Genomic DNA, 19,508 nt, shown 5'->3' on the forward strand with positions numbered 1-19,508 from the left:
GATCTTCTCCTTGTCGAGGCCGGGTGCACGGCAAGCATTGCCGGCCCGGCGTTGCACTATAGATAGGGTGCGCCATGTCGAGCGGCAATTGTCCCTCTCGCCTCTTTGGTCGTTGAACCCCTCTCGTCCTTTCACGCAAAGCTGAATGACTTGGCCCCGATCTCACCGAATCGTGGGTTGACGCGTCCGTGAAGGGGACGTGTTCCGTTTTTGCTTGAGACGAAGGTTGGCTTGTCCTAACACGGTCGCACCTTGTATCGACTGACACTGAAGACCCAATCCGATCCGATGCCCACGGGGAGATGGAATGCCTGAGATGACGAGCGACCTGACCTGGGTCGCCATGCTCTTGCCCTTCGCGGCAGCCGTTGTAGCGCCCTGGCTCACGGCCCGAACAGGCGCCGCCGCTGCCTGGTTTCTGGCGCTCGCACCAGCGCTTGCTTTCGCCCATTTCGCCGGCTTTCTGCCGGAGGTCGCCGCCGGCGAGCGCGTGACCGGCGGCTATGCCTGGGTGCCGAGCCTGAACCTCTCCTTCTCCTGGTTCATCGACGGCCTGTCGCTCACCTTCGCGCTGCTGATCACCGGTATTGGAGCCCTGATCGTGCTCTACGCCGGCGGCTACATGAAGGGCCATCCGCAGCAAGGGCGCTTCATCGGCTTCATCCTGCTCTTCATGGGCGCCATGCTGGGTCTGGTGGTGTCCGACAGCTTCCTGATGCTCTTCGTCTTCTGGGAGCTGACATCCATCACCTCCTTCCTGCTGATCGGCTTCGATCACAGCCGCGAGGCCTCGCGCCGCGCGGCTCTGCAGGCGCTGGTCGTGACCGGCGGCGGCGGTCTGATCCTGCTGGCCGGCATGATCTTCATCTGGAACATCACCGGCGTCAGCCAGCTCTCGCTGCTCCTGTCGACGGGGGACGCGCTGCGCGAAAGCCCCTTCTATCTCGCAGCCCTGCTTCTCGTCCTCGGCGGCGCCTTCACCAAGTCGGCCCAGTTCCCGTTCCATTTCTGGCTGCCCAATGCCATGGAAGCGCCGACGCCAGTCTCGGCCTATCTCCACTCGGCCACCATGGTGAAGGCCGGCGTCTATCTCCTGATGCGCCTCAACCCGGTCATGGGCGAAACGCCGGCCTGGGAAATCCTGCTGCCCTTCTTCGGCGGTATCACCCTTCTGGTTGGCTCGATCCTCGCCGTGCGCCAGACCGATCTGAAGCTGATGCTCGCCTATACGACGGTCGCCTCGCTCGGCCTGCTCGTCATGCTGACGGGCTTCGATACCGAACATGCGGTCGAAGCGGCGGTGCTCTATCTTGTCGCCCACTCGCTCTTCAAGGGCGCGCTCTTCATGGTCGCCGGTGCCATCGATCACGAGTCCGGCACGCGTGACATCCGCAGGCTCGGCGGCCTCGGCAAGCTGATGCCGATCACCTTTGCCGCGGCCCTTCTCGCCGGTATTTCCATGGCCGGCCTGCCGCCGCTCTTCGGCTTCCTCGCCAAGGAAGAGATCTATTACGCGCTCGCCGGCACCAGCCCGCGCGCCATCCTCTTCACAGCCGTTGCTGTCATCGGCAATGCGCTGATGTTCGTCATCGCCTTTGCCGTCGGCCTGAAACCCTTCATCGGTCCGGAAGGCGATACGCCGAAGCATGCCCATGAAGGGCCCGTTATGCTCTGGATCGGACCGCTGACGCTTTCGGTTCTGGCGCTGCTTGGCGCGCTCTTCTCCGGCATCGCCCACCGCTTTGTCACCTCGCCCATGGCAAGTGCTGTGGATGGCGAACTGCAGACCGTCACCATCGGCCTCATCCCGTCCCTGGGCGCCGCCCTTGCGCTCTCGGTCGTCACCGTCATTCTCGGCGTGATCCTCTACATGGGGCTCGAGCGCCTGCGTGCGGCTGTCGACCGCGTGGTCACCGGCCTTGGCCTGAGCCCGGACAGAGGCTTCGACCATTTCATCTCCGGTCTGGTGCGCTTCTCGACATCGGTCACCCGATACGTCCAGAACGGTCGCCTCGAGACCTATATTACCGCCTCCTTCGTCTTCGTCGCCATCGCGCTCCTCGTCACCCCCTTCGTCTATGGGGAGTTGCCGACGGTGCTCAATCTGCCAACGGAGTTCGACCTGCACGAGATGGCGATCCTGGTGATCGCGGTCATCGGCGTGATCGCGGTGCTGACGGCCAACGACCGCCTGACCGCCATTGTCTGCCTCGGTATCCAGGGCTTTGCGGTCGCCGTCATCTTCCTGCTTTACGGCGCACCGGATCTGTCCTTCACCCAGTTCATGGTCGAGACGCTGTCGGTCGTCATCCTGGCGCTGGTCATGACCCGCCTGAAGCTGTCGCCGTCCGATCACCGCCCGGCGCTCGCCCGCCTGATGGATGGAACGCTCGCCATTGCCTGCGGCCTCGGTTTCGGCCTCATGCTGGTCGCCGCCACGTCCGGCCCGTTCGATGGCTCTCTCTCGGCCTTCTTCGCCGAATATTCCAAGATCATCGCCCATGGCGCCAATGTCGTGAACGTCATCATCGTCGACTTCCGCGGCGTCGATACGCTGGGCGAAATCGGCGTCGTCATGATCACCGGCCTCTCCATCCTCGCCCTGATCCGCATCCGGGTGGGCGGTGCGCCGGCAGCGCCGGTTCTCGCCGAGCCCGTGCCCTCGGACGTCGCGCCCCATCCGGCACCGCCGAAAAAGAAGCGGGGGACGGCCAAATGAGCATGATGTCTAGAAGCCTTTCCGCAATGGAGGCCCAGCGATGAACACACTGATCTTCCGCACCTTCGCACCCTTTCTCACGGTGCTGATGCTGGTCTTCTCCATCTTCGTGCTGCTGCGCGGCCACAACGAGCCCGGCGGCGGCTTCATCGGCGGCCTGATCGGGGCTGCAGCCTTCGCCATGTATGGCATCGCCTTCGGCGTCCAGGCCGTGCGCCGCGCCATGGTCTTCCACCCGATGTCGGTCGCCGGCTGCGGCCTTCTGGTGTCGACGCTATCGGGCGTCATCTCCGCGCCGCTCGGCTATCCCTTCATGACCGGTGTCTGGGTCTATCCCAGCCTCTTCGGCGTCGAAGTGCCACTGGCAACGGTCATCTCCTTCGACATCGGCGTCTATCTCGTCGTGGTCGGCACCTTCACATCGATCGCCCTTGCGCTCGAAGAAAGGGATGACGGCTGATGGAAGTCATCTTCTCCCTCGTCGTCGGCATTTTCTTCGCCGCCGCCGTCTATCTCATGCTGTCGAAGAAGATCGTGCGCATCCTGCTGGGCATCGTCCTGCTCGGCAATGCCGTCAACATGCTGATCTTCACGGCTGGTCGCTTGACGCCGTCCATTCCGCCGATCATTCCCGGCGGCGTGGACGTGCTGCCCGCCGGAACCGCAAACCCGCTGCCGCAGGCCCTCATCCTGACGGCGATCGTTATCTCCTTTTCCTTCTTCTGCTTCCTGCTGGTGCTGACCTACCGCGCCTATCAGGACCTCGGCACCGACGACACCGATGAGATGCGCGTGGCCGAACCGAAGGACGAGCCGCTGCCGCCCACCGGCTACTGAGCAGGAGATTGAAGGACACCATGGCTGCCCCATCCACCACGCCCGTCGATTTCGCCGCCGCCTATGTCATGGAGCCGATGACGGCTGCCCACTGGCTGGCCGTCACGCCGATCGCGCTCTGCATCACCGTCGGCGCTGCGCTGATGATGATCCGCCACCGCACGCACTGGCATTCGGCCGTGGCTCTCGTCGGGCTCGGCCTGCTGGTCTTCGTCGATGTGCTTCTTCTGCTCAAGGTCATGGCAGACGGCCCGCTCACCATGATGATGGGCCGCTGGCTGCCGCCTTTCGGCATCGCGATCACCGTCGACCTCACCGGCGCGCTTCTGGCGCTCGCTGCCGCCATCGTCGCCTTTTGTGGCGCGCTCTATGCCCATGTGGAGATCGACAACAGCGGCCGCCGCTACGGTTTCTATCCGCTGCTGATGATGCTGATGGCCGGCGTCTCCGGCGCCTTTCTGACCGGCGACCTGTTCAACCTCTATGTCTGGTTCGAAGTCCTGCTGATCTCTTCCTTCGGCCTGTTGATCCTCGGTTCCGAGCGCGAGCAGATCGACGGCGCGCTGAAATATGCCGTCCTCAACCTGATGGCGACGACGCTCTTCCTGATCTCGGTCGGCTATCTCTATGCGATCTTCGGCACGCTCAACATGGCCGACATCGCGCTGAAGGTGCCTGAATATGCCGACACTGCGCCGCTGATGACGCTGTCGGCGCTCTTCATCCTTGCCTTCTCGATGAAGGCGGCAGCATTCCCGGTCAATTTCTGGCTGCCGGCCTCCTATCACACCCCGCGCGTCGTCGTGTCGGCCCTCTTCGCCGGCCTTTTGACCAAGGTCGGCGTCTACGCCCTGCTGCGCGTCACGGTCATGCTGATGCCGGTCGAGCGCGAAGCCTTGAGCCTCGTCATCGCGGTCGTCGCAGCCCTCACCATGATCTTCGGCGCGCTCGGTGCACTGGCCCAAAGCGACATCCGCCGCTTCCTCGGTTTTGTCGTCGTGGCCGGCATCGGCAACATGCTGGCGGGCGCGGCAATCGGCGGTGATCTCGCCGTCGGTGCGGCGATCTTCTATGCGCTGCATTCCATCCTGCTGATGACCGCGCTTTACCTCGTGGCCGGCGAAATCGGGCGTCTGGGCGGCAGCTTCCGTCTCGATCGCGTTGCAGGTCTCTGGACCGCAGCACCCGCCTTTGCGGCCATCTCGCTCGCCCTCTTCTTCGCCGCAAGTGGCCTGCCGCCGTTCTCGGGCTTCTGGCCCAAGGCACTTCTGGTCAAGGCCTCGATCGATATCGGCGCCTGGTGGCTCGCAGCCTCGGTCCTGGTCTCCGGTTTCCTCACCACCATCGCCTTCGGCCGCGTCTTTCTCTTCACCTTCTGGCGTCCGGTGTTTCAGCCGGCGGATGGCTCGGCTGCAGCAACGGTTCCACTGCCGTCTCCCGGCCGCTCCGCAGTCCGCTGGCGCATGGCGCCGATTGTCCTGCTCACCGCCTTCACGGTCTGGTTCGGCCTCTTCCCCGACAGCCTCATCGTGCTGACGCAGCAGGCCGCGGGAGGTCTTTCCGATCCGACAGCCTATATCCGTTCGGTCTTCCCTGAAGGAGGTGTGCGATGAGCCTTTATGCGATCAGCATCCTGATGGCGGTGATCTGGGCCACCGTTTCCGGCAGCTTCACGCTCCTCAACCTGATCTTCGGCTTCGTCCTGTCGCTGCTGACACTCTACCTCCTGCGCGAGCGTTTTGTCGGGCGTGACTATACCAGCCGCACGCGCCGCGTCCTGTCGCTTGTCATGCTCTTCCTCGTCGAGCTCGCTAAGTCCGCCTGGCGCGTGGCGACACTCGTCCTCAGCCCGAAGATGGACCTGAAGCCCGGCGTCTTCGCCTATCCGCTGACGGTGAAAAGCGACTGGGAGATCTCCTTGCTTGCAAATCTCATCACGTTGACCCCGGGCACGCTCTCGGTTGACGTATCCGAGGATCGCCAGACGCTCTACGTCCATGCGCTCGACTGCTCGGACATCGAAGCCGCTCGCCGCGATATCGCCGATGGCTTCGAAAAGAAGATCATGGAGGCCTTTGCCTGATGACCCCTGACCTCATCGTCGAATATGCCGCCATCTTTGCCATCGTGATCCTGGTGATCGCGCTGCTCTTGACCGTCTACCGCGCCGTAGTCGGCCCGACCCTGCCTGACCGCGTCATCGCGCTCGACATGCTGGTCGGCATCGTCATCGGCTTCATCGCCGTCATTGCGCTGAGGACCGGCTACACGCTCTATATCGACATCGCGATTGCGCTCGGCCTCGTCGGCTTCCTCGCGACTGTCGCCTTTGCCCGCTTCATCCTCGCCCGTGGCTGTGTCGGCGAAGGGGAGGGCGTGGAGACGGCACAGCCAGCGGCGTCGAACACGGCGAAGGCGGTGGCCGCCGGCGCCGCAAAGCCCGCGGCAGCCAGGGCCCCTAAGAAACCCAAGGCAGTCAAGCCGGCCGCACCGGTCGGCAGCAAGGAGGCCAAATGATCTCGCTTCTCGCAGCCTTGGGCGTTGCCGCCCTCATGATCGTCGGCGCACTCTTCTCGCTGATCGCCGCGATCGGCCTCAACCGCCTGCCGGACCTCTACACCCGCATGCATGCGGCCTCCAAGGCCGGCACCGTCGGCTCCGGCCTCCTGCTCTTGGCCGTAGGCCTGCACGCGGCGGATGTCGCGACCTTCGGCCGTGCGGTCGCGGGGATCGTCTTCTTCGTCCTGACGGCACCCGTTTCGGCTCATCTTCTCGCCCGCGCCGCGCACAAGGTGGGCTATCCGCTTTGGTCCAAATCGGTTCGTGACGATATGATCAGATAATCATTCTGACGTATTACTGGTTGCGCGCACGTGTTCTTTGAAATCGGAAACATGTGATACCAGTGAACAACGTGTCACATTCAGAATAGAAAAAGATTTATACCCGTCAAATCTAGTAGAAATCTGCAGTGGACATTTACGCTCGGAATGTTAATTCACGTTCGAGAGCGCTGACCTGTTGCGTTTCCGGTCTGTAAGCGAAGTTGAGTTTCAGGTGCGACTGCACCGCAAGGCCTGATCTTCGCCATAGTCGGCGTACAGAAAAACCGAACGGTTTGGGGACCGTGTCGGACGTTTGGTGATCTTTGTGGGGTTGAAAATGATCTGCCGGATTGCACTGCGTGCAGTCTGGCTGGCGTGTCGAATATTGTCTGCGAGCTTCGGCGGATGCTCGTGGGAGATGAACAGGAGAAGTGAATGAGTGAAGAACAACAGGGTCCGAACCAGCAATTGCTGGTGGAACTGACAGCCGACATCGTCTCGGCCTATGTCAGCAACCACGTGGTCCCGGTCACCGATTTGACCAATCTGATTGCCGACGTCCATCAGGCCTTGAACAACACAGCCTCGCCGACCCCGGCTCCGGCTGTCGTCGAAAAGCCGAAGCCCCCGGTTCCGATCCGCAAGTCGATCGAAGACGATTACCTGATCTGCCTCGAGGACGGTCAGAAGTTCAAGTCGCTGAAGCGGCACCTGATGACCCACTACAACATGACCCCGGAAGAGTATCGCGAGAAGTGGGGCCTGCCGGCCGACTATCCGATGGTCGCTCCCGCCTATGCAGAGGCCCGTTCGCGCCTTGCCAAGGAAATGGGTCTCGGCCAGCGCCGCAAGCGCGGCAAGTAAGATACCGCCACCATCAGGATGGCGACACGAACAGGGGCCGGTCATTCGACCGGCCTTTTTTGCGTCAGGCATGAGGAATATTTTCCGTATCCTGCAGCAGTCATGCCAGGCCGAACGCGGCACAAATGCATCTTCTACGATCTACCCCTAAAATCACGGGGTTCACAGACGTCGGATCTCTGCTAGCTTGAATAGGAAGAAAATCCTATTGCGAGACGGTCCATGGCCGATGACCCTGCACCCGTCCCACAGGCACTCCTTTCCTCTGCCCAAGGCGTCGAATGGAAGCCGACCGGCGAACCCATGGAGACAGACGAAGCCGACCAGGCGAGACCGATCACCGCGGAACGCCGGCTTCTTTGCATGATCGTGCGGCAGCTGACCGAGGAATTGCTGCGCGCCACCGGCCTTGAAAACGATAGTGACCCCGGCCGCCGCGCGACGAGCCATGTGCGGCAGGTGGCAATGTATGTCTGCCACGTCGCCTATTCCATGCCGATGGGCGAGGTGGCCCAGGCTTTCGGCCGTGACCGCTCCACCGTCGGCCACGCCTGCCGCATGGTCGAAGATCGCCGCGACGACCGCGCCTACGACACCTTCGTCGCCATTGTCGAGCGCATGGCAAGTGCCGTCCATCTTCTGGCCGGCCATCGCATCTGAAAGGGGAGGAAAGCATGACCCGGAAGAACCACCAAGCGGAGAGCGCTCGCAGGGTAGGAGGGGAGGCACCCCCTCCGGGCAGAACGGGCAGTTTCACGAAAACCCTGTCCCGGAGCGAGCGCAAGCACATCCGCCAGCTGCTGCGGCGGTCGCTCGCCGGCCCGATCAGGCTCGAAGCGGCATCCACCACGTCGAGCACCGACGCCGCAGCGGGCGAGCCATCCGCCGCTCTCGTCGCGCGTCTGGTGTCAGCAGGGCTGCTGACGCCTTCACCGGAAGGCTACCGCGCAACCCCAGAGACGGCCGCCTGGCTCCGCCGCGATCTCTGCGATCTGCCGGAGGAGGCGCATCAGAGCCAGCATCGGGTCGTCGAGGTCCAGACGCTGGCCATGCCGGAGGGCCGCCAGTCCGTCCGGCGCAATCTTCAGGAATCGCCGCTCTTTCCGCTGCTTCGCCTGAAGGAGAAGGATGGCCGTTGCTTCCTGCCGCAGGAAGCGGTGGCCGCCGGCGAGCGACTGGCCGCCGATTTCGACTTTGCCGGCCTGCAGCCCCGCATCACCGCCAGCTGGGAGCCGCGTCTTTCGAGCCGAAGCGCGGGTGCGGCTCCGCCCGCGATCGAACTCGCCGACAGCACACTGGCCGCCAGACGCCGCGTGACCCGCGCGGTCGAAGCCATGGGGCCGGAACTCGCAGGCGTGGCGCTCGATGTCTGCTGCTTCGGCAAGGGGCTGGAAACGGTGGAACGCGAACGCCAATGGCCCGCCCGCTCCGCCAAGCTGATGCTGCGCGCGGCTCTCCTCACGCTCGCCCGCCACTACACCCCGCCACCGCCCCGCCCGAAACCACGCCACTGGGGCGAGGAGGGTTTCCGGCCGGAGATCGGCTAGGGGAAGTACGCGTCGGCAACCCGCTTAAACCATCCGTCGGGCGGCCTCTTCGCGGATCCGCTGGATCATCGACCGCAAGCCGTTGGCCCGCTGGGCGGTCAGGTGTTCCAGAAGACCGAGCTGCTTGAAGAGATCGAGCGCATCGAAGGCGACCACCTCGGAGGCTCGTTTGCCCGAATAGGCTTCGAGCACGATCGCGACCAGCCCGCGCACGATGAAGGCATCGCTGTCGCCGCGAAATGTCATGACGGGATCCGCCCCGTCGCCGGATGTCACCGACAGCCAGACCTGGCTCGCGCAGCCCTGAACCTTGTTCTCCGCCGTCTTTTCCGTATGCGGCAGATCCGGCAGCGCCTTGCCGAGCTCGATGACATAACGCATCCGGTCCTCCCAGTCGTCCAGGAAGCCGAAGTCGTCGATCATCTCGTTCAAAGTTGCCATGCTGCCCACCCTGCGTTTCGTCGGACCGATATAGTTGAGACATCGCCGCTTTTGAACCGGCTGCGGCAAGGAAACCTGTCGATGGCTCAACTCACGCCAGTCGTGGGTTCAGGTGGGGTCGGATGGGCCAGGCTCATCGATCTCTGGCAGGATTATTTGCATGCGTCCATGCCGGATCGTGGCGATTTCAACGCCAGCATCTGCGACACGATAGTCGATAAGGAAGTCCCCGACGACAAGCGTCCGGAAGCCGGCGATCTGCAGGCCATGCTGGGTGTTCCCCGCATCCGGAAAATCCTGCAGCAGCTGGCGTGCCCGTTTCATGACCTGCAAGAAGCCGCGCGCGGCAGCCGGACTGTGATCCTTCAGATAGGCGCTCTCACGGCGAACAAATGCTGCAGCCTTCCGAGAGAGCCGGATCGATCTCATGCCACCTTACCGGCGATCATGCGGTCCATCTCCGCGAGAACCGCGTCAAAGTCCTCGTGCTCCCCCGCATTCAGCTCTGCTCGTCCCTCGATGGTCGCGATGATATCAGCGCCTTCGTTGAGCAGATAAGTCTTCAGCGCGCGCAGGACGATGTAACTGCGGGAGCGCTCCGTGCTTTCGGCAATTCGGTCGATGTCGGCAAGAATGTCCGACGGAATGCGCACCGTGACGGAATCGGTCTGCTTGGGCGAGGCCATGTCCTGCTCCTTCTTCCCCGTAAGACATAGTAAGACAAGTGGCCTGGTTTCTCAACGCTCGGCCGGTCCGATCGGCAGACCAGAAGAAAAAAGCCGCGCAGCTTGCGCTACGCGGCCCGGCAAATGCCGAAGTCAGTCAGGGACAGGCAGACAGGCATCCGGTCCATGGCAGGGCCGGCTGCAAGCGGGAAAGGGGCGGGCATCCGCCCCGGAATTCTTGGAAAGGATTGCGGGAGCAATCGAGGGGAGCGCTGAAAGCCTCAGGGCTTCGGCGGCTGGTAGGGTTTGGGCAGGTGCTTCGGGCGTTCCGTCGGTGTGACCGTGCCGGTGATGACCGGCGCCTCGATCTCGACATTGGCGAGCTGCGGCGTCTCCACCTCCGGCTTGACGATGTCGACCGCGCCGCGCTTCGGCAATGGGTTTTCGTCGGCCACGGCGGTTGCGCCATCCTCGGTGAACTGCTTGTCGAGCAGCTGATAGGCGACAAGCGCACCTTCGCGGGCTCGCTGTCCGAGCGCCTGGAAGGTCGCGGCACCCTTTTCGCAGACCTCCGGCTTCTCGACGCAAAGCGAGGTCACATAGTCATAGGCGCCGCTTGCGGCGGTGATGGCGGCACCCATGTCGAAGCCCGCGCCGTCCTTCTCCTCGGCGGGCGGTGCCGCCAGGAAGGACAGGGCGACGAGCGTCGCGGTGCAATAGAAAGTTCCCTTGATCAGAAACCACATGGTCTTCACCAATTCCCTGTTGCCCGGTCTTTGCCGGAACGGTCCGGGTTTCTTCCCGAACTCATGGACGCCACCCTAGGTTTGATTCGCCAAAATCGCTTTTCGAAACCCGCTCGGCTTTGAGACGAATTCGAGTAAAATTTGAACGATCGCTTGGTTCCCGGCCCCTTGTCTTGAAGTTTATCGGTCGGCGTTAAGCATAAATGTGGCAGGCGCCCGGCAATCCACCGCTTCTCGGCGCGCGCACTGACCACAAGCGTTAACGCCATTTCTAAAAACTGAATGATTTCAGCGCTTACGCTCCGTTAACCATGTTTGGGAAAGCCTCCGTCGGCTGTCCTGTTTCGGGTCAGAACGGCCGTTCCTGGCCGTTCGCAGGCCTCTGCCTTATCTATTCCTTAAGCGCGTCCGGCCTATCCTTGGGCGGTAAATCAGAGGAAGCGGTCGCGGATTTCTGGCGTGGTTGTATTGCGTAAAATGTCGGATGGACTGACGATGTCGATGGACGGGCTGCTGGCCCGGCTCCTCTCGCGTCACGCCGCCGGCCGCCCGGTCGATCGGGCAGAGATCGCAGCGCTCCGCAAGCTGACCTTTGCGCTCTCGCCCACCTTTTTTGCCGTGCCGGTCGTACTGACCTTCCTGTTCGGTGCCGCAACCGGCCTGCCGATCGGCTTTGCTCTGGCAACGGCCCTCTATCTCCTGGCCGCTGTGGCACTGGTTGCCGGCCGCCGCCTGGGCGCGGACGGCATCGAAGCCACCCCTCGTGGTGCAGAGACATCAGCCGCCGACCCTTACGAATTCTGCCCCGGCCTCTTCTTGACTCTGGACGCCTCCGGCGTGGTGCGTTCAGCCGGTGGCCGCGACCGCCAGATGTTCCTGTCCTTCCTGCGCGAGCCCCTGTCGCGGCCCTTCGTCGATCAGGTGCATGTCTCCGACCGCCTGGCTTTCGTCCAGTCGCTCGACGAGCTGCGCCTCGGCGCCGATGTCGTCGTCACCGACCTGCGCCTCGATCGCCCTGTCATCGGTCTCGACCAGGCCCAGTTCCTCAACGTCCGCCTCGACATGACCGCCGTGCGCGCCGAAGACGGGTCGCTCACCTCTGTCCGTGCCCAGATGCTCGATATCGAGGGCGAAATGCAGATGCGCGCCGCCGTCGCCCGCAAGGAAGAAGAGGCAAGTGCTGCCCACGAGATCAAGAGCCGCTTCCTGGCTGCGGTCAGCCACGAGATGCGCACGCCGCTCAACGCCATCCTCGGCTTCTCCGACATCCTGATCGGCGAATATTTCGGCAAGCTCGAAAACGACCGCCAGCGCGAATATGTGCAGCTGATCCGCCAGTCGGGCGCACATCTGCTGTCGGTCGTCAACACCATGCTCGACATGTCGAAGATCGAAGCCGGCCGCTACGAACTGCTGCTCGAGGAATTCGATCTCGCCGCGTCGCTCACCGAATGCGAGCGCATGCTCTCGCTCCAGGCCCAGACCAAGGGCGTGAAGCTGACGAGCCGCCTGCCGAGAGGCCTGGGCGAGGTCACCGCCGATGGCCGTGCCCTGCGTCAGATCGTCATCAATCTGGTCGGAAACGCCATCAAGTTCACCGACGCCGGCGGCGCGGTCATCATCGATGCCGCGCGCCACGGCAACGAGGTCGTCATCAGCGTCAGCGATACCGGCATTGGAATTCAGCCGGAAAAGATGGCCCTGATCGGTCGACCCTTCACACAAGTGCAGAACGATCTCAATCGCAACTACGAGGGTTCCGGCCTGGGGCTTTCGCTGGTAAAGGGATTGACGGCCCTCCATGGCGGCACCTTCCGGATCGAAAGCCGGCCGGGCGAGGGCACCGTGGTCATGGTCACCCTGCCGGCAGACGGCTCGGGTGCGCAGGCCGCAGGCGAAACCAATATGGTCGAGTTCCCGCCGCGTCTAGCTGAAGCGGGATCCGAGGCTAAGAAGGGTGGGAAAGCACCGGAGCATGACGAAGCGGAAGCGAAAATCGCCTGAGAAGAAGAAGGCGGGCGGAACGGCCCTTCTCCTTCTGTCCAAGGGCGCAGGCGCAGTCGTGCGTCTGGCCGGGCGACATCCGCGCGCCGTCGGCGGTGCCTTCTGTTTCACCCTCGTTTTCGGCACGATCGCCGCCAACGCCCTCTGGTACCAGCCCGGCCAGCATCCGTCGCCCTTCCTGCGCACGCGCAATGCCGAGGACTTCACCGCCCTTGCCGGCGTACCGCGCGCGCCGCTCCTGAGCGAGCAGGATCCTGAGACCGTAACCACCTTCCGCATCGAACGCGAGAAGCCCGGCGCGACCGAAGCGCCTGCGGCAGACGCGTCGACGACAACGCCCGCAGCGCCGGCGGCCGGAGGCCAGACCCTCGCCACGCTGCCGGCAAGCCTTCCGGCCAATGCCGAGGAAACGGCAAAGCTCATTCGCGAGGTCCAGGCCGAACTCCTGCGTCGCGGCCTCTATGACGGCGAAGCCGATGGTGTCATCGGTCCGCGCACAGAGACCGCGATCTCCCTCTTTCAGAAGACCGTCGGCATGGAGGCGAATGGCCTGGTGACCCCGGAGCTTCTGGCCGCCTTGACGCTCGACCGAGGCGTCACCGCCGCAGTGCCCGCCCAGCGCCCTGTCATGGATGTGAAGGCAGACGCAGAAGATCCCGTCGCCGCAGCGATCCGCAGCGCCGAAACCCAGGTCGTCACCGCGCCGCGCCGCCCGGTCGTTCCGGTCCAGGCCCTGCCACCCAAATCCGTGGAACGCAATGCGCCGCCCCCGGTCCAGCAGGCCAATTTCGACCCGGGCCTCGTCATGGAGATCCAGCGCGGCCTCAGCAACATGGCCTATCGCAACGTCACCATCGACGGCGTCGCCGGCGAAGACACCCGCGCCGCCATCCGCCGCTTCGAGCGCCACTACCAGCTGCCGGAAACAGGCGAGCCAAGTGCCGCCGTCCTGAAAAAGCTGAAGGATATCGGGGCGCTTTAATCCCTTTGTCTAGGTGAATTTTCATAGTCCCTAAAGTAATCCCTCATTAATCATACGATTGGTATTCTTCTTCGATTGGAGGAGGACAATCCATGATTGCTGCGATGAACGCGCGCTTTGAGGACGATCACCAGGCGGCGGTGCCGGAGGCCCCGCAAACTGCAGAAGTCGATGCCGCCACCCTGCGGGGCATCGTCCAGCGCCTGGCGGAAGAGGCATCCACGCTCGGGGTCGACCTGGTCGATATTGCCGGCGCAATCCAGGATGTCGCCGGCATTTCCAAGCGTCATGCCGTCACCTTCGATGGCATCACCCGGACAGCGCTGTCCATCGCCGAAACCAACCGCGAGGTGGCCGCCTCGCTGCGTGAAACGGATCAGACCGCCGGTGAAGCCCGCCGCATGCTGACGGACTCTGCAACCCGCCTGACCGGAGCGGTCGGCAAGATCGACCACATGGTCGAGACATCGGAGGAGATCGGCACCGAGATCGGCAGCTTCTCCCAGTCGCTGACGGAAGTCGACAAGGTGGCCGAAGAGATCGGTACGATCGCCCGTCAGACCAATCTGCTCGCGCTGAATGCCGCGATCGAAGCTGCGAGAGCGGGCGAGGCCGGCAAGGGCTTTGCCGTTGTCGCCGCCGAAGTCCGTGCCCTCGCGCTCCAGACCTCCCAGGCGACCGGCGCGATCCAGGAAACGCTGAACCAGATCCGCCAGAAGATCGTCCGCCTGACCGAAGCGGGCCATGGTGCGACCGCAAGCGCCCGCGACGTGCGCGAGACCTCGCAGGCCATGAACAACTCCTTCTCCGCCATGGAGCAGGTCATCACCCGTATTCTCGACGGTTCCTCCGCCATGGCCCAGACGACGGACCAGGTGGATCGTCAGTGCTCCGAATTCGTCGCGACGCTCAGCGACATGTCGGCCGAAGTCCGCCAGTCCGACCACCACCTGCAGCAGACGGCCGGTCGCGTCGACAAGGTCGTGGCGCTCTCGGAAACATTGATCCAGTTGACGGCCAGTGCCGGCATCCGCACGGCAGACAGCGACTGGATCGACACCGCCGTCGATGTCGCCGCCCGCATATCTGAGGTCTTCCAGCAGGCGGTCGATAGCGGCCGCATCCGGACAAGTGACCTCTTTGACCGCAATTACCGCCCGATCCCCGGCACCGATCCGGTGCAGATGATGACCGGCTTTACGGAATTCACCGATCAGGTCCTGCCCGCCATCATCGAGCCCGTCGCCGGCTCCTCGGAGCGCATCGGCTTCTGTGCCGCCGTGGACGAGAACGGCTACCTGCCGACCCACAACAAGAAGTTCTCCGCCCCGCAGCGCCCGGGCGACACCGTCTGGAACACCGCCAACTGCCGCAACCGCCGCATCTTCAACGACCGTGTTGGCCTGGCCGCCGGCCGTTCGACTGCACCTTTCCTCGTCCAGACCTACCGCCGCGACATGGGCGGCGGCAACTTCGTCCTGATGAAGGACATCTCCGCCCCGATTTTCGTCGCAGGGCGTCACTGGGGCGGGCTGAGGCTGGCGGTGAAGGTGTAGCTCGCTCAAGGAACCAGCCCGAGCAAATCTCTTGCCGAGGCAATGCGATTGCATTACCTTGAAGGCAGACGCACGGATCGGTTTCAAACATGGCTGCAAGACCCGATGAGATATCCAAGCTGACCGATCGGTACCAGACTACGGTGCCGAGCGGCGTACGCAAGCAGCTGCGCCTTCGTAAGGGTGACCAGATCCGCTATCGGACGGATGCCACGGGGCGGGTTTACATCGAAGCCGTGTCTGATGAGCCAGACCCGGCTTTGACAGCATTTCTGGCCCTGTTGGAACGTGACTTGGCCGCTCATCCCGAACGTCTGAAGCCCTTGGATCCGTCTGTGCTCGCCCGGGTCAACGCTCTGGTGAGCGATGTCGATGTCGATCTCGACGCTCCATTGATGCCCGATGACGAATGACGCTGGCACCCCCATCGTCGCCAATGGCTGGGCACTTTTCGCCCATCCGCTCTTCCTCGATCAGTTGAACAGCCTGATAGCCGAAGTGGAGGACCGTAGGCGGCGCGATCCTGACACTTGGCAGAAGAAAAACGTGACGAAGCGCCTTGCCGCGATAATGAAACTGGTCGCGAACGATATTCCTGCTGATCCGGCATCGCCGCAATTCCGCCAGGGAGACACGCTGGGCAGCCATCGCAAGCATTGGTTCCGCGCAAAGTTCTTCCAGCAGTATCGCCTGTTCTTTCGCTTTGACAGCAGCCGGAAGATCATTGTCTTCGTCTGGGTCAATGATGATGAGACGCTTCGGGCGTACGGCAGCCGATCCGATGCTTACGCGACGTTCAAGAGCATGTTGGAGAGCGGCCATCCGCCCGACGATTTCGATGCTATCTTGCAACAGGCGAAACGTGCCGCCGAGGCGTTCGCGAAGGCAGTCGCCCCAAGGGATGAAGCCTGACCCTCCACGCCCACCCTCGACGCCGACCCCGCAATCCCCTAAACCCATGCCCCATGCGCATCCGCTCCGACATCTTCGTCTCCGCCTTGACCCGCCGCGTCTTTTCCGATGGCGGTTATGCGGCCGTCGTCGCCAAGGGGTCGGAGGCCTCCGGCGCCATCTTCGTGCGCCAGCGATTCCGTGACGGCCTGGAGACGCTCTTCGGTCCGGCACCGCAGGCGATGATCGGGGAGGGGGAGCGCGATGACAGGATCTTTGAAGCGCGCCTCACACGCGCCGAGCCGGAGGCCGTTGAAGCCTTAATCGCGCGCGAGCAGAAATTCGACAGCGATCTCTGGCTGGTCGAGATCGAGGTCGACGATCTCGGCACCTATCTCAGCCTGACAGATCAGAAGGGTTGACGGCAGGATAAGTCATAGCTGCCACTCTCCCCTTGAGGGGGGAGGGTCGGCGCAAAGCGCCGTGGTGGGGTGACCACCGCGCCGACAGCGGCCAAGGTCGACCACCATCGCTCAAATGCCCAAAGCCTAAGCCTTACCGCTTGCGTGCCCGCAGCACCTGCCGCCCGTGCTCGTCGCCGACCGGCTGGCGTTTCGCCGATCCCTGGTTCGCGGCCTTGAGGCTTGTCGCTCCCGTGGCAGGGACCTCGCGCGGTTCGGTTTCGCGGGCCACCACCGGCAAATCCTCCCCGGCGAAGGTGTAGCGATCGGCGCGGATCCAGCTGTCGATGCGCGCTTCCGCCTGGTCCGGATCCATGCCGAAGAGCAGGGTCTCTGCCCGGCTCGCGCCGTTCTCGCGCCGCGCGAGATGCGGGTAGATGTGCTCGAGGATGAAGACCGCGTCACGATCTTCCATCGCAACGCCTGCCAGCGTCGTGGCCAGCTGCCGGCCGGAAATGTCGAGCAGGATGCGCTCGGCAAGCCACCGGCTGGAGGACAGCATGTCGGCCAGGGTCGTTGCGAAGAAGCCGCCGTCATGGGCACGTGCGAACCGCACCAGAAGCGCCGTCTGCACCGGCGTTGCCTGCCGGCGACCGAGCCGATCCTCGCGGGGCGGCCGCTGCTGATAGGCCATGCGCTTGATGGTCTGGCGCAGCGCCTCTTCCCGCGCCACAGGCTCTGGCACGATCTTTTGCGGTGCAACCGCGCCAGACAGATCGCTCATCTCGAGATCCGCCATCACCTTGTCGAAGCTCGACGGGGCGGTCTTTTGCGGTGGCTCGACCTTGGTTTCTTCCACCTTCGCCTTATCGGGGCGCGGCGGCAGCGCGTGGCGCAGGGAAACCAGCGCGTCGATCACGGTGGGCGACAGCCGCTCGCGCTTGACGATGGCGCGGGCATGGTCGGCCCCTTGGGTGCGGGCAATCATGATCAGCATGTCGTCGGAAAGGGCCGGGGACGACGCGAGGAAGGGTGCCGCAATCGAGATCGGCTGGCTGGCAATGAAGGCCGCGACCGACAGGGGCAGGTTCGGGCTTCTTGACAAGGCCGCCACCGCCTCGCGGCGGGCTTCCATGGATGACCCTGCAAACAGCGGCTGGAACAGTTCGGCAAATTGTCGGAGTTCGGATTTGCCGGGGAAGGAGAGCGCCTGGAAACTCGTGACCGTGGCCATCAGAACGACATCCTTGTTCCGCGCGCCGGCCGGCTTCTCAAGCTCCCTGAACTGTTCGCTCACCACAAACCACTCCAACGCAATACAGATGTGATCGAGATTAGAACAAATTTGTTAGCAAGCTGTTAACTAAGCTATGGCTTCCTGTGGACAGGTGGATGGTCAAGGCAGGCGATTCACCGCATGTTTCCGATATTAGGCATATGCGTACCCCGTTTCGTGGGGTGAACCGCGACACAGGGGAACGCGTCGGAGAAAGGCGCAGATGACCCCGGTGCGTGTAAGACATTCCGCAACATGAACCGGATTGTGCCGGCCCTCGTAATGGGAGGGCAGGGCGAGATGACCCTCTCGACCCTCTCGATCTTTCTTCTCGAAAGGAGACGAGCATGGCGGACATCATCAGGATTTCGGATCGGCTGAACCCTTCGCGCCGCTCTCCCCGCACGGGTGAGCATAAGGCAGAGATCCTTTTCTTCACCGGCATTCGCTACGAGCGGCTGGACCCCAATGCCATATGGCCGCGGGTGGAACTGCCGACCTTGCCGGCCTTGCCCGCGCCTCAAGGCCCTGCCTTCGGCCCCGGACGCCGCCCCTACTGATCTGTCTCTGAGCCGATGCACGCGCTAACGCTTGCCTTGCGCGGCATAATCCAGCGTCGTCACGACCGGCAGCACCGCGTTGAGGGAAGGACGTGTGCCGCTCCGCGATCACAACTTCGTGCAACCCGTCGACAACTGTGACGCGCGTTACTGGTTTCATTACTTTTACAATATAATATAAAATTAGAAATCGCGGTATATTGCTGCAATGCCTGCAGGTGTGACGTCCTCGCCTGCAAAAAGCGGAGACCTGGTGCCAATTCATGCTGGTGAAGATTGCCAAGGACCGTATCCGCAAAGGCATGTTCGTCGAAAGCGTTGCCTGCCCCAGTCGGGAATTCGCCCGACGCCGTTTCCTGGTCAAGAGCGATGCCGAACTGGCCGCCATCCGCGCAACATCGGCCCAGGAAGTCTCCATCAACATCCAGCTCGGCCTTGATGCCGAGGGTCGCGCGCCGCAGGCAGACAAGGGCCGGCAAGCCCTCGACCGCGCGCAGATCGCTGCAGTGCGCAGTGACGTCTCGCAGTCGGCCAAGGCCCTACGCACCAGCCTGAACGGCCTCGTCGAAGGCGGCGCGCTGGATATGGACAATCTCTCCCAGGCGGCCGATGAAAACGCCTCTCGCTGGTCCGACAGCACGGTCGTCGCGCTGGAAGTGACCCGGTTGAAGAGCAAGGACGAGACGACCTACGTGCATTCTCTTGCCGTGAGCGGCATGATGACGCTTCTCGCCCGCTCGCTTGAGATGGAAGAGGATACAGTGCGCATCCTCGGCGTCGCCGGCATGCTGCACGACATCGGCAAGCTGCTCATACCCAACGAAATCCTGACCAAGCCCGGCAAGCTCACGGATGAGGAGCGCCATGTCATCCGCAACCATCCCGAGGGTGGTTACCGCCTGCTGCAGACCTATCCGGAATTGCCGCAGGTCGTGCTCGATATCTGCCGCCTGCATCACGAAGCGCTGGATGGCTCCGGCTATCCGCTGGGCCTGAAGCAGAAGGAGCTGAGCCTGCCGGTGCGGCTTAGCACCGTCTGTGACGTCTTCGAAGCATTGACCTCCGTCCGGCCCTACAAGCGCCCCTGGACCTCGACCCAGGCACTCGACTGGATGTTTGCAAGGCCGCAATTCTTCGATCGCAAGCTGGTCATCCGGCTCGGCAGCGTGCTGGCCGACGCGCCGCAGCCCTGAT

Annotated in this window: 23 protein-coding genes; 18 read left to right on the forward strand and 5 right to left on the reverse strand. The window is 63.2% G+C overall.

The window, feature by feature from the left end:
* Positions 1-316: 316 nt before the first annotated feature.
* The 10 genes from M1E12_RS03755 to M1E12_RS03800 all read left to right on the forward strand — a co-directional run bounded on the left by M1E12_RS03755 (position 317) and on the right by M1E12_RS03800 (position 8,792).
* Positions 317-2,719 carry a putative monovalent cation/H+ antiporter subunit A gene (locus tag M1E12_RS03755; protein WP_479564820.1) on the forward strand — a complete coding sequence of 801 codons (2,403 nt, stop codon included), beginning with the start codon at positions 317-319 and terminating at the stop codon, positions 2,717-2,719.
* Positions 2,720-2,759: 40 nt separating this feature from the next.
* Positions 2,760-3,179, forward strand: a complete 420-nt coding sequence (locus M1E12_RS03760; protein ID WP_136538546.1) for a Na+/H+ antiporter subunit B — start codon at positions 2,760-2,762, stop codon at positions 3,177-3,179.
* Positions 3,179-3,556, forward strand: coding sequence for a Na+/H+ antiporter subunit C (locus tag M1E12_RS03765; protein WP_136538547.1), 378 nt, complete (start codon positions 3,179-3,181; stop codon positions 3,554-3,556). The genes M1E12_RS03760 and M1E12_RS03765 overlap by 1 nt, the downstream gene beginning before the upstream one ends.
* A gap of 20 nt (positions 3,557-3,576) precedes the next feature.
* Positions 3,577-5,169 (forward strand): Na+/H+ antiporter subunit D, encoded by a 1,593-nt coding sequence (locus M1E12_RS03770; RefSeq protein WP_479563788.1) that lies wholly within the window; start codon positions 3,577-3,579, stop codon positions 5,167-5,169.
* Complete coding sequence (locus M1E12_RS03775) at positions 5,166-5,639, forward strand: Na+/H+ antiporter subunit E (protein ID WP_479563789.1); 474 nt, start codon at positions 5,166-5,168, stop codon at positions 5,637-5,639. Before M1E12_RS03770 ends, M1E12_RS03775 begins: the two co-directional genes overlap by 4 nt.
* Positions 5,639-6,073, forward strand: a complete 435-nt coding sequence (locus M1E12_RS03780) for a cation:proton antiporter (RefSeq protein ID WP_479563790.1) — start codon at positions 5,639-5,641, stop codon at positions 6,071-6,073. Before M1E12_RS03775 ends, M1E12_RS03780 begins: the two co-directional genes overlap by 1 nt.
* Positions 6,070-6,399: a monovalent cation/H(+) antiporter subunit G gene (gene mnhG / locus M1E12_RS03785; protein WP_136538550.1), complete on the forward strand. Its 330-nt coding sequence runs from the start codon at positions 6,070-6,072 to the stop codon at positions 6,397-6,399. Before M1E12_RS03780 ends, mnhG begins: the two co-directional genes overlap by 4 nt.
* 417 nt (positions 6,400-6,816) lie before the next feature.
* Entirely contained in the window at positions 6,817-7,245 is a 429-nt protein-coding gene (locus tag M1E12_RS03790; RefSeq protein ID WP_113461927.1) for a Ros/MucR family transcriptional regulator, read from the forward strand.
* 222 nt (positions 7,246-7,467) lie between these two features.
* On the forward strand, positions 7,468-7,905 hold the full coding sequence (locus M1E12_RS03795) for a helix-turn-helix domain-containing protein (RefSeq protein WP_479563791.1): 438 nt from the start codon (positions 7,468-7,470) through the stop codon (positions 7,903-7,905).
* 14 nt (positions 7,906-7,919) lie between these two features.
* Entirely contained in the window at positions 7,920-8,792 is an 873-nt protein-coding gene (locus M1E12_RS03800; protein ID WP_479563792.1) for a DUF6456 domain-containing protein, read from the forward strand.
* Between the two features lie 24 nt (positions 8,793-8,816).
* On the opposite strand, the gene M1E12_RS03805 is transcribed toward M1E12_RS03800, so the two are convergent.
* The 4 genes from M1E12_RS03805 to M1E12_RS03820 all read right to left on the reverse strand — a co-directional run bounded on the left by M1E12_RS03805 (position 8,817) and on the right by M1E12_RS03820 (position 10,644).
* The gene (locus M1E12_RS03805; protein WP_479563793.1) at positions 8,817-9,233 is read right to left on the reverse strand and encodes a SufE family protein; all 417 of its coding nucleotides are present in this window, start codon (positions 9,231-9,233) and stop codon (positions 8,817-8,819) included.
* A 108-nt stretch (positions 9,234-9,341) separates the two neighbouring features.
* Positions 9,342-9,662, reverse strand: coding sequence for a type II toxin-antitoxin system RelE/ParE family toxin (locus M1E12_RS03810; RefSeq protein WP_479563794.1), 321 nt, complete (start codon positions 9,660-9,662; stop codon positions 9,342-9,344).
* Positions 9,659-9,919, reverse strand: coding sequence for a CopG family ribbon-helix-helix protein (locus M1E12_RS03815; protein ID WP_479563795.1), 261 nt, complete (start codon positions 9,917-9,919; stop codon positions 9,659-9,661). Before M1E12_RS03815 ends, M1E12_RS03810 begins: the two co-directional genes overlap by 4 nt.
* A gap of 260 nt (positions 9,920-10,179) precedes the next feature.
* Positions 10,180-10,644, reverse strand: coding sequence for a DUF5330 domain-containing protein (locus tag M1E12_RS03820; RefSeq protein WP_479563796.1), 465 nt, complete (start codon positions 10,642-10,644; stop codon positions 10,180-10,182).
* Positions 10,645-11,145: 501 nt separating this feature from the next.
* Here M1E12_RS03820 and M1E12_RS03825 point away from each other — a divergent pair.
* From M1E12_RS03825 to M1E12_RS03850, 6 genes are all read left to right on the forward strand, one after another.
* On the forward strand, positions 11,146-12,648 hold the full coding sequence (locus tag M1E12_RS03825; RefSeq protein WP_479564821.1) for a sensor histidine kinase: 1,503 nt from the start codon (positions 11,146-11,148) through the stop codon (positions 12,646-12,648).
* Positions 12,620-13,630 (forward strand): peptidoglycan-binding domain-containing protein, encoded by a 1,011-nt coding sequence (locus M1E12_RS03830; protein WP_479563797.1) that lies wholly within the window; start codon positions 12,620-12,622, stop codon positions 13,628-13,630. The genes M1E12_RS03825 and M1E12_RS03830 overlap by 29 nt, the downstream gene beginning before the upstream one ends.
* Positions 13,631-13,734: 104 nt before the next feature.
* Complete coding sequence (locus tag M1E12_RS03835; RefSeq protein ID WP_479564822.1) at positions 13,735-15,186, forward strand: methyl-accepting chemotaxis protein; 1,452 nt, start codon at positions 13,735-13,737, stop codon at positions 15,184-15,186.
* An 89-nt stretch (positions 15,187-15,275) separates the two neighbouring features.
* Positions 15,276-15,599: a type II toxin-antitoxin system PrlF family antitoxin gene (locus M1E12_RS03840; RefSeq protein WP_479563798.1), complete on the forward strand. Its 324-nt coding sequence runs from the start codon at positions 15,276-15,278 to the stop codon at positions 15,597-15,599.
* Positions 15,589-16,098 (forward strand): type II toxin-antitoxin system YhaV family toxin, encoded by a 510-nt coding sequence (locus M1E12_RS03845; RefSeq protein WP_479563799.1) that lies wholly within the window; start codon positions 15,589-15,591, stop codon positions 16,096-16,098. The genes M1E12_RS03840 and M1E12_RS03845 overlap by 11 nt, the downstream gene beginning before the upstream one ends.
* 53 nt (positions 16,099-16,151) lie before the next feature.
* A complete protein-coding gene (locus tag M1E12_RS03850) occupies positions 16,152-16,499 on the forward strand; it encodes a DUF1491 family protein (protein ID WP_479563800.1) in 348 nt (115 codons plus the stop codon).
* Positions 16,500-16,632: 133 nt separating this feature from the next.
* On the opposite strand, the gene M1E12_RS03855 is transcribed toward M1E12_RS03850, so the two are convergent.
* Positions 16,633-17,775 carry a DUF2336 domain-containing protein gene (locus tag M1E12_RS03855; protein WP_479563801.1) on the reverse strand — a complete coding sequence of 381 codons (1,143 nt, stop codon included), beginning with the start codon at positions 17,773-17,775 and terminating at the stop codon, positions 16,633-16,635.
* 326 nt (positions 17,776-18,101) lie between these two features.
* Here M1E12_RS03855 and M1E12_RS03860 point away from each other — a divergent pair, with 326 nt between their 5' ends.
* The gene (locus M1E12_RS03860; RefSeq protein WP_113461918.1) at positions 18,102-18,314 is read left to right on the forward strand and encodes a hypothetical protein; all 213 of its coding nucleotides are present in this window, start codon (positions 18,102-18,104) and stop codon (positions 18,312-18,314) included.
* A gap of 263 nt (positions 18,315-18,577) precedes the next feature.
* Positions 18,578-19,507 carry an HD-GYP domain-containing protein gene (locus M1E12_RS03865; protein ID WP_479563802.1) on the forward strand — a complete coding sequence of 310 codons (930 nt, stop codon included), beginning with the start codon at positions 18,578-18,580 and terminating at the stop codon, positions 19,505-19,507.
* The last annotated feature ends 1 nt before the right edge of the window (position 19,508 follow it).

The organism is Rhizobium sp. K33 (assembly GCF_056501445.1).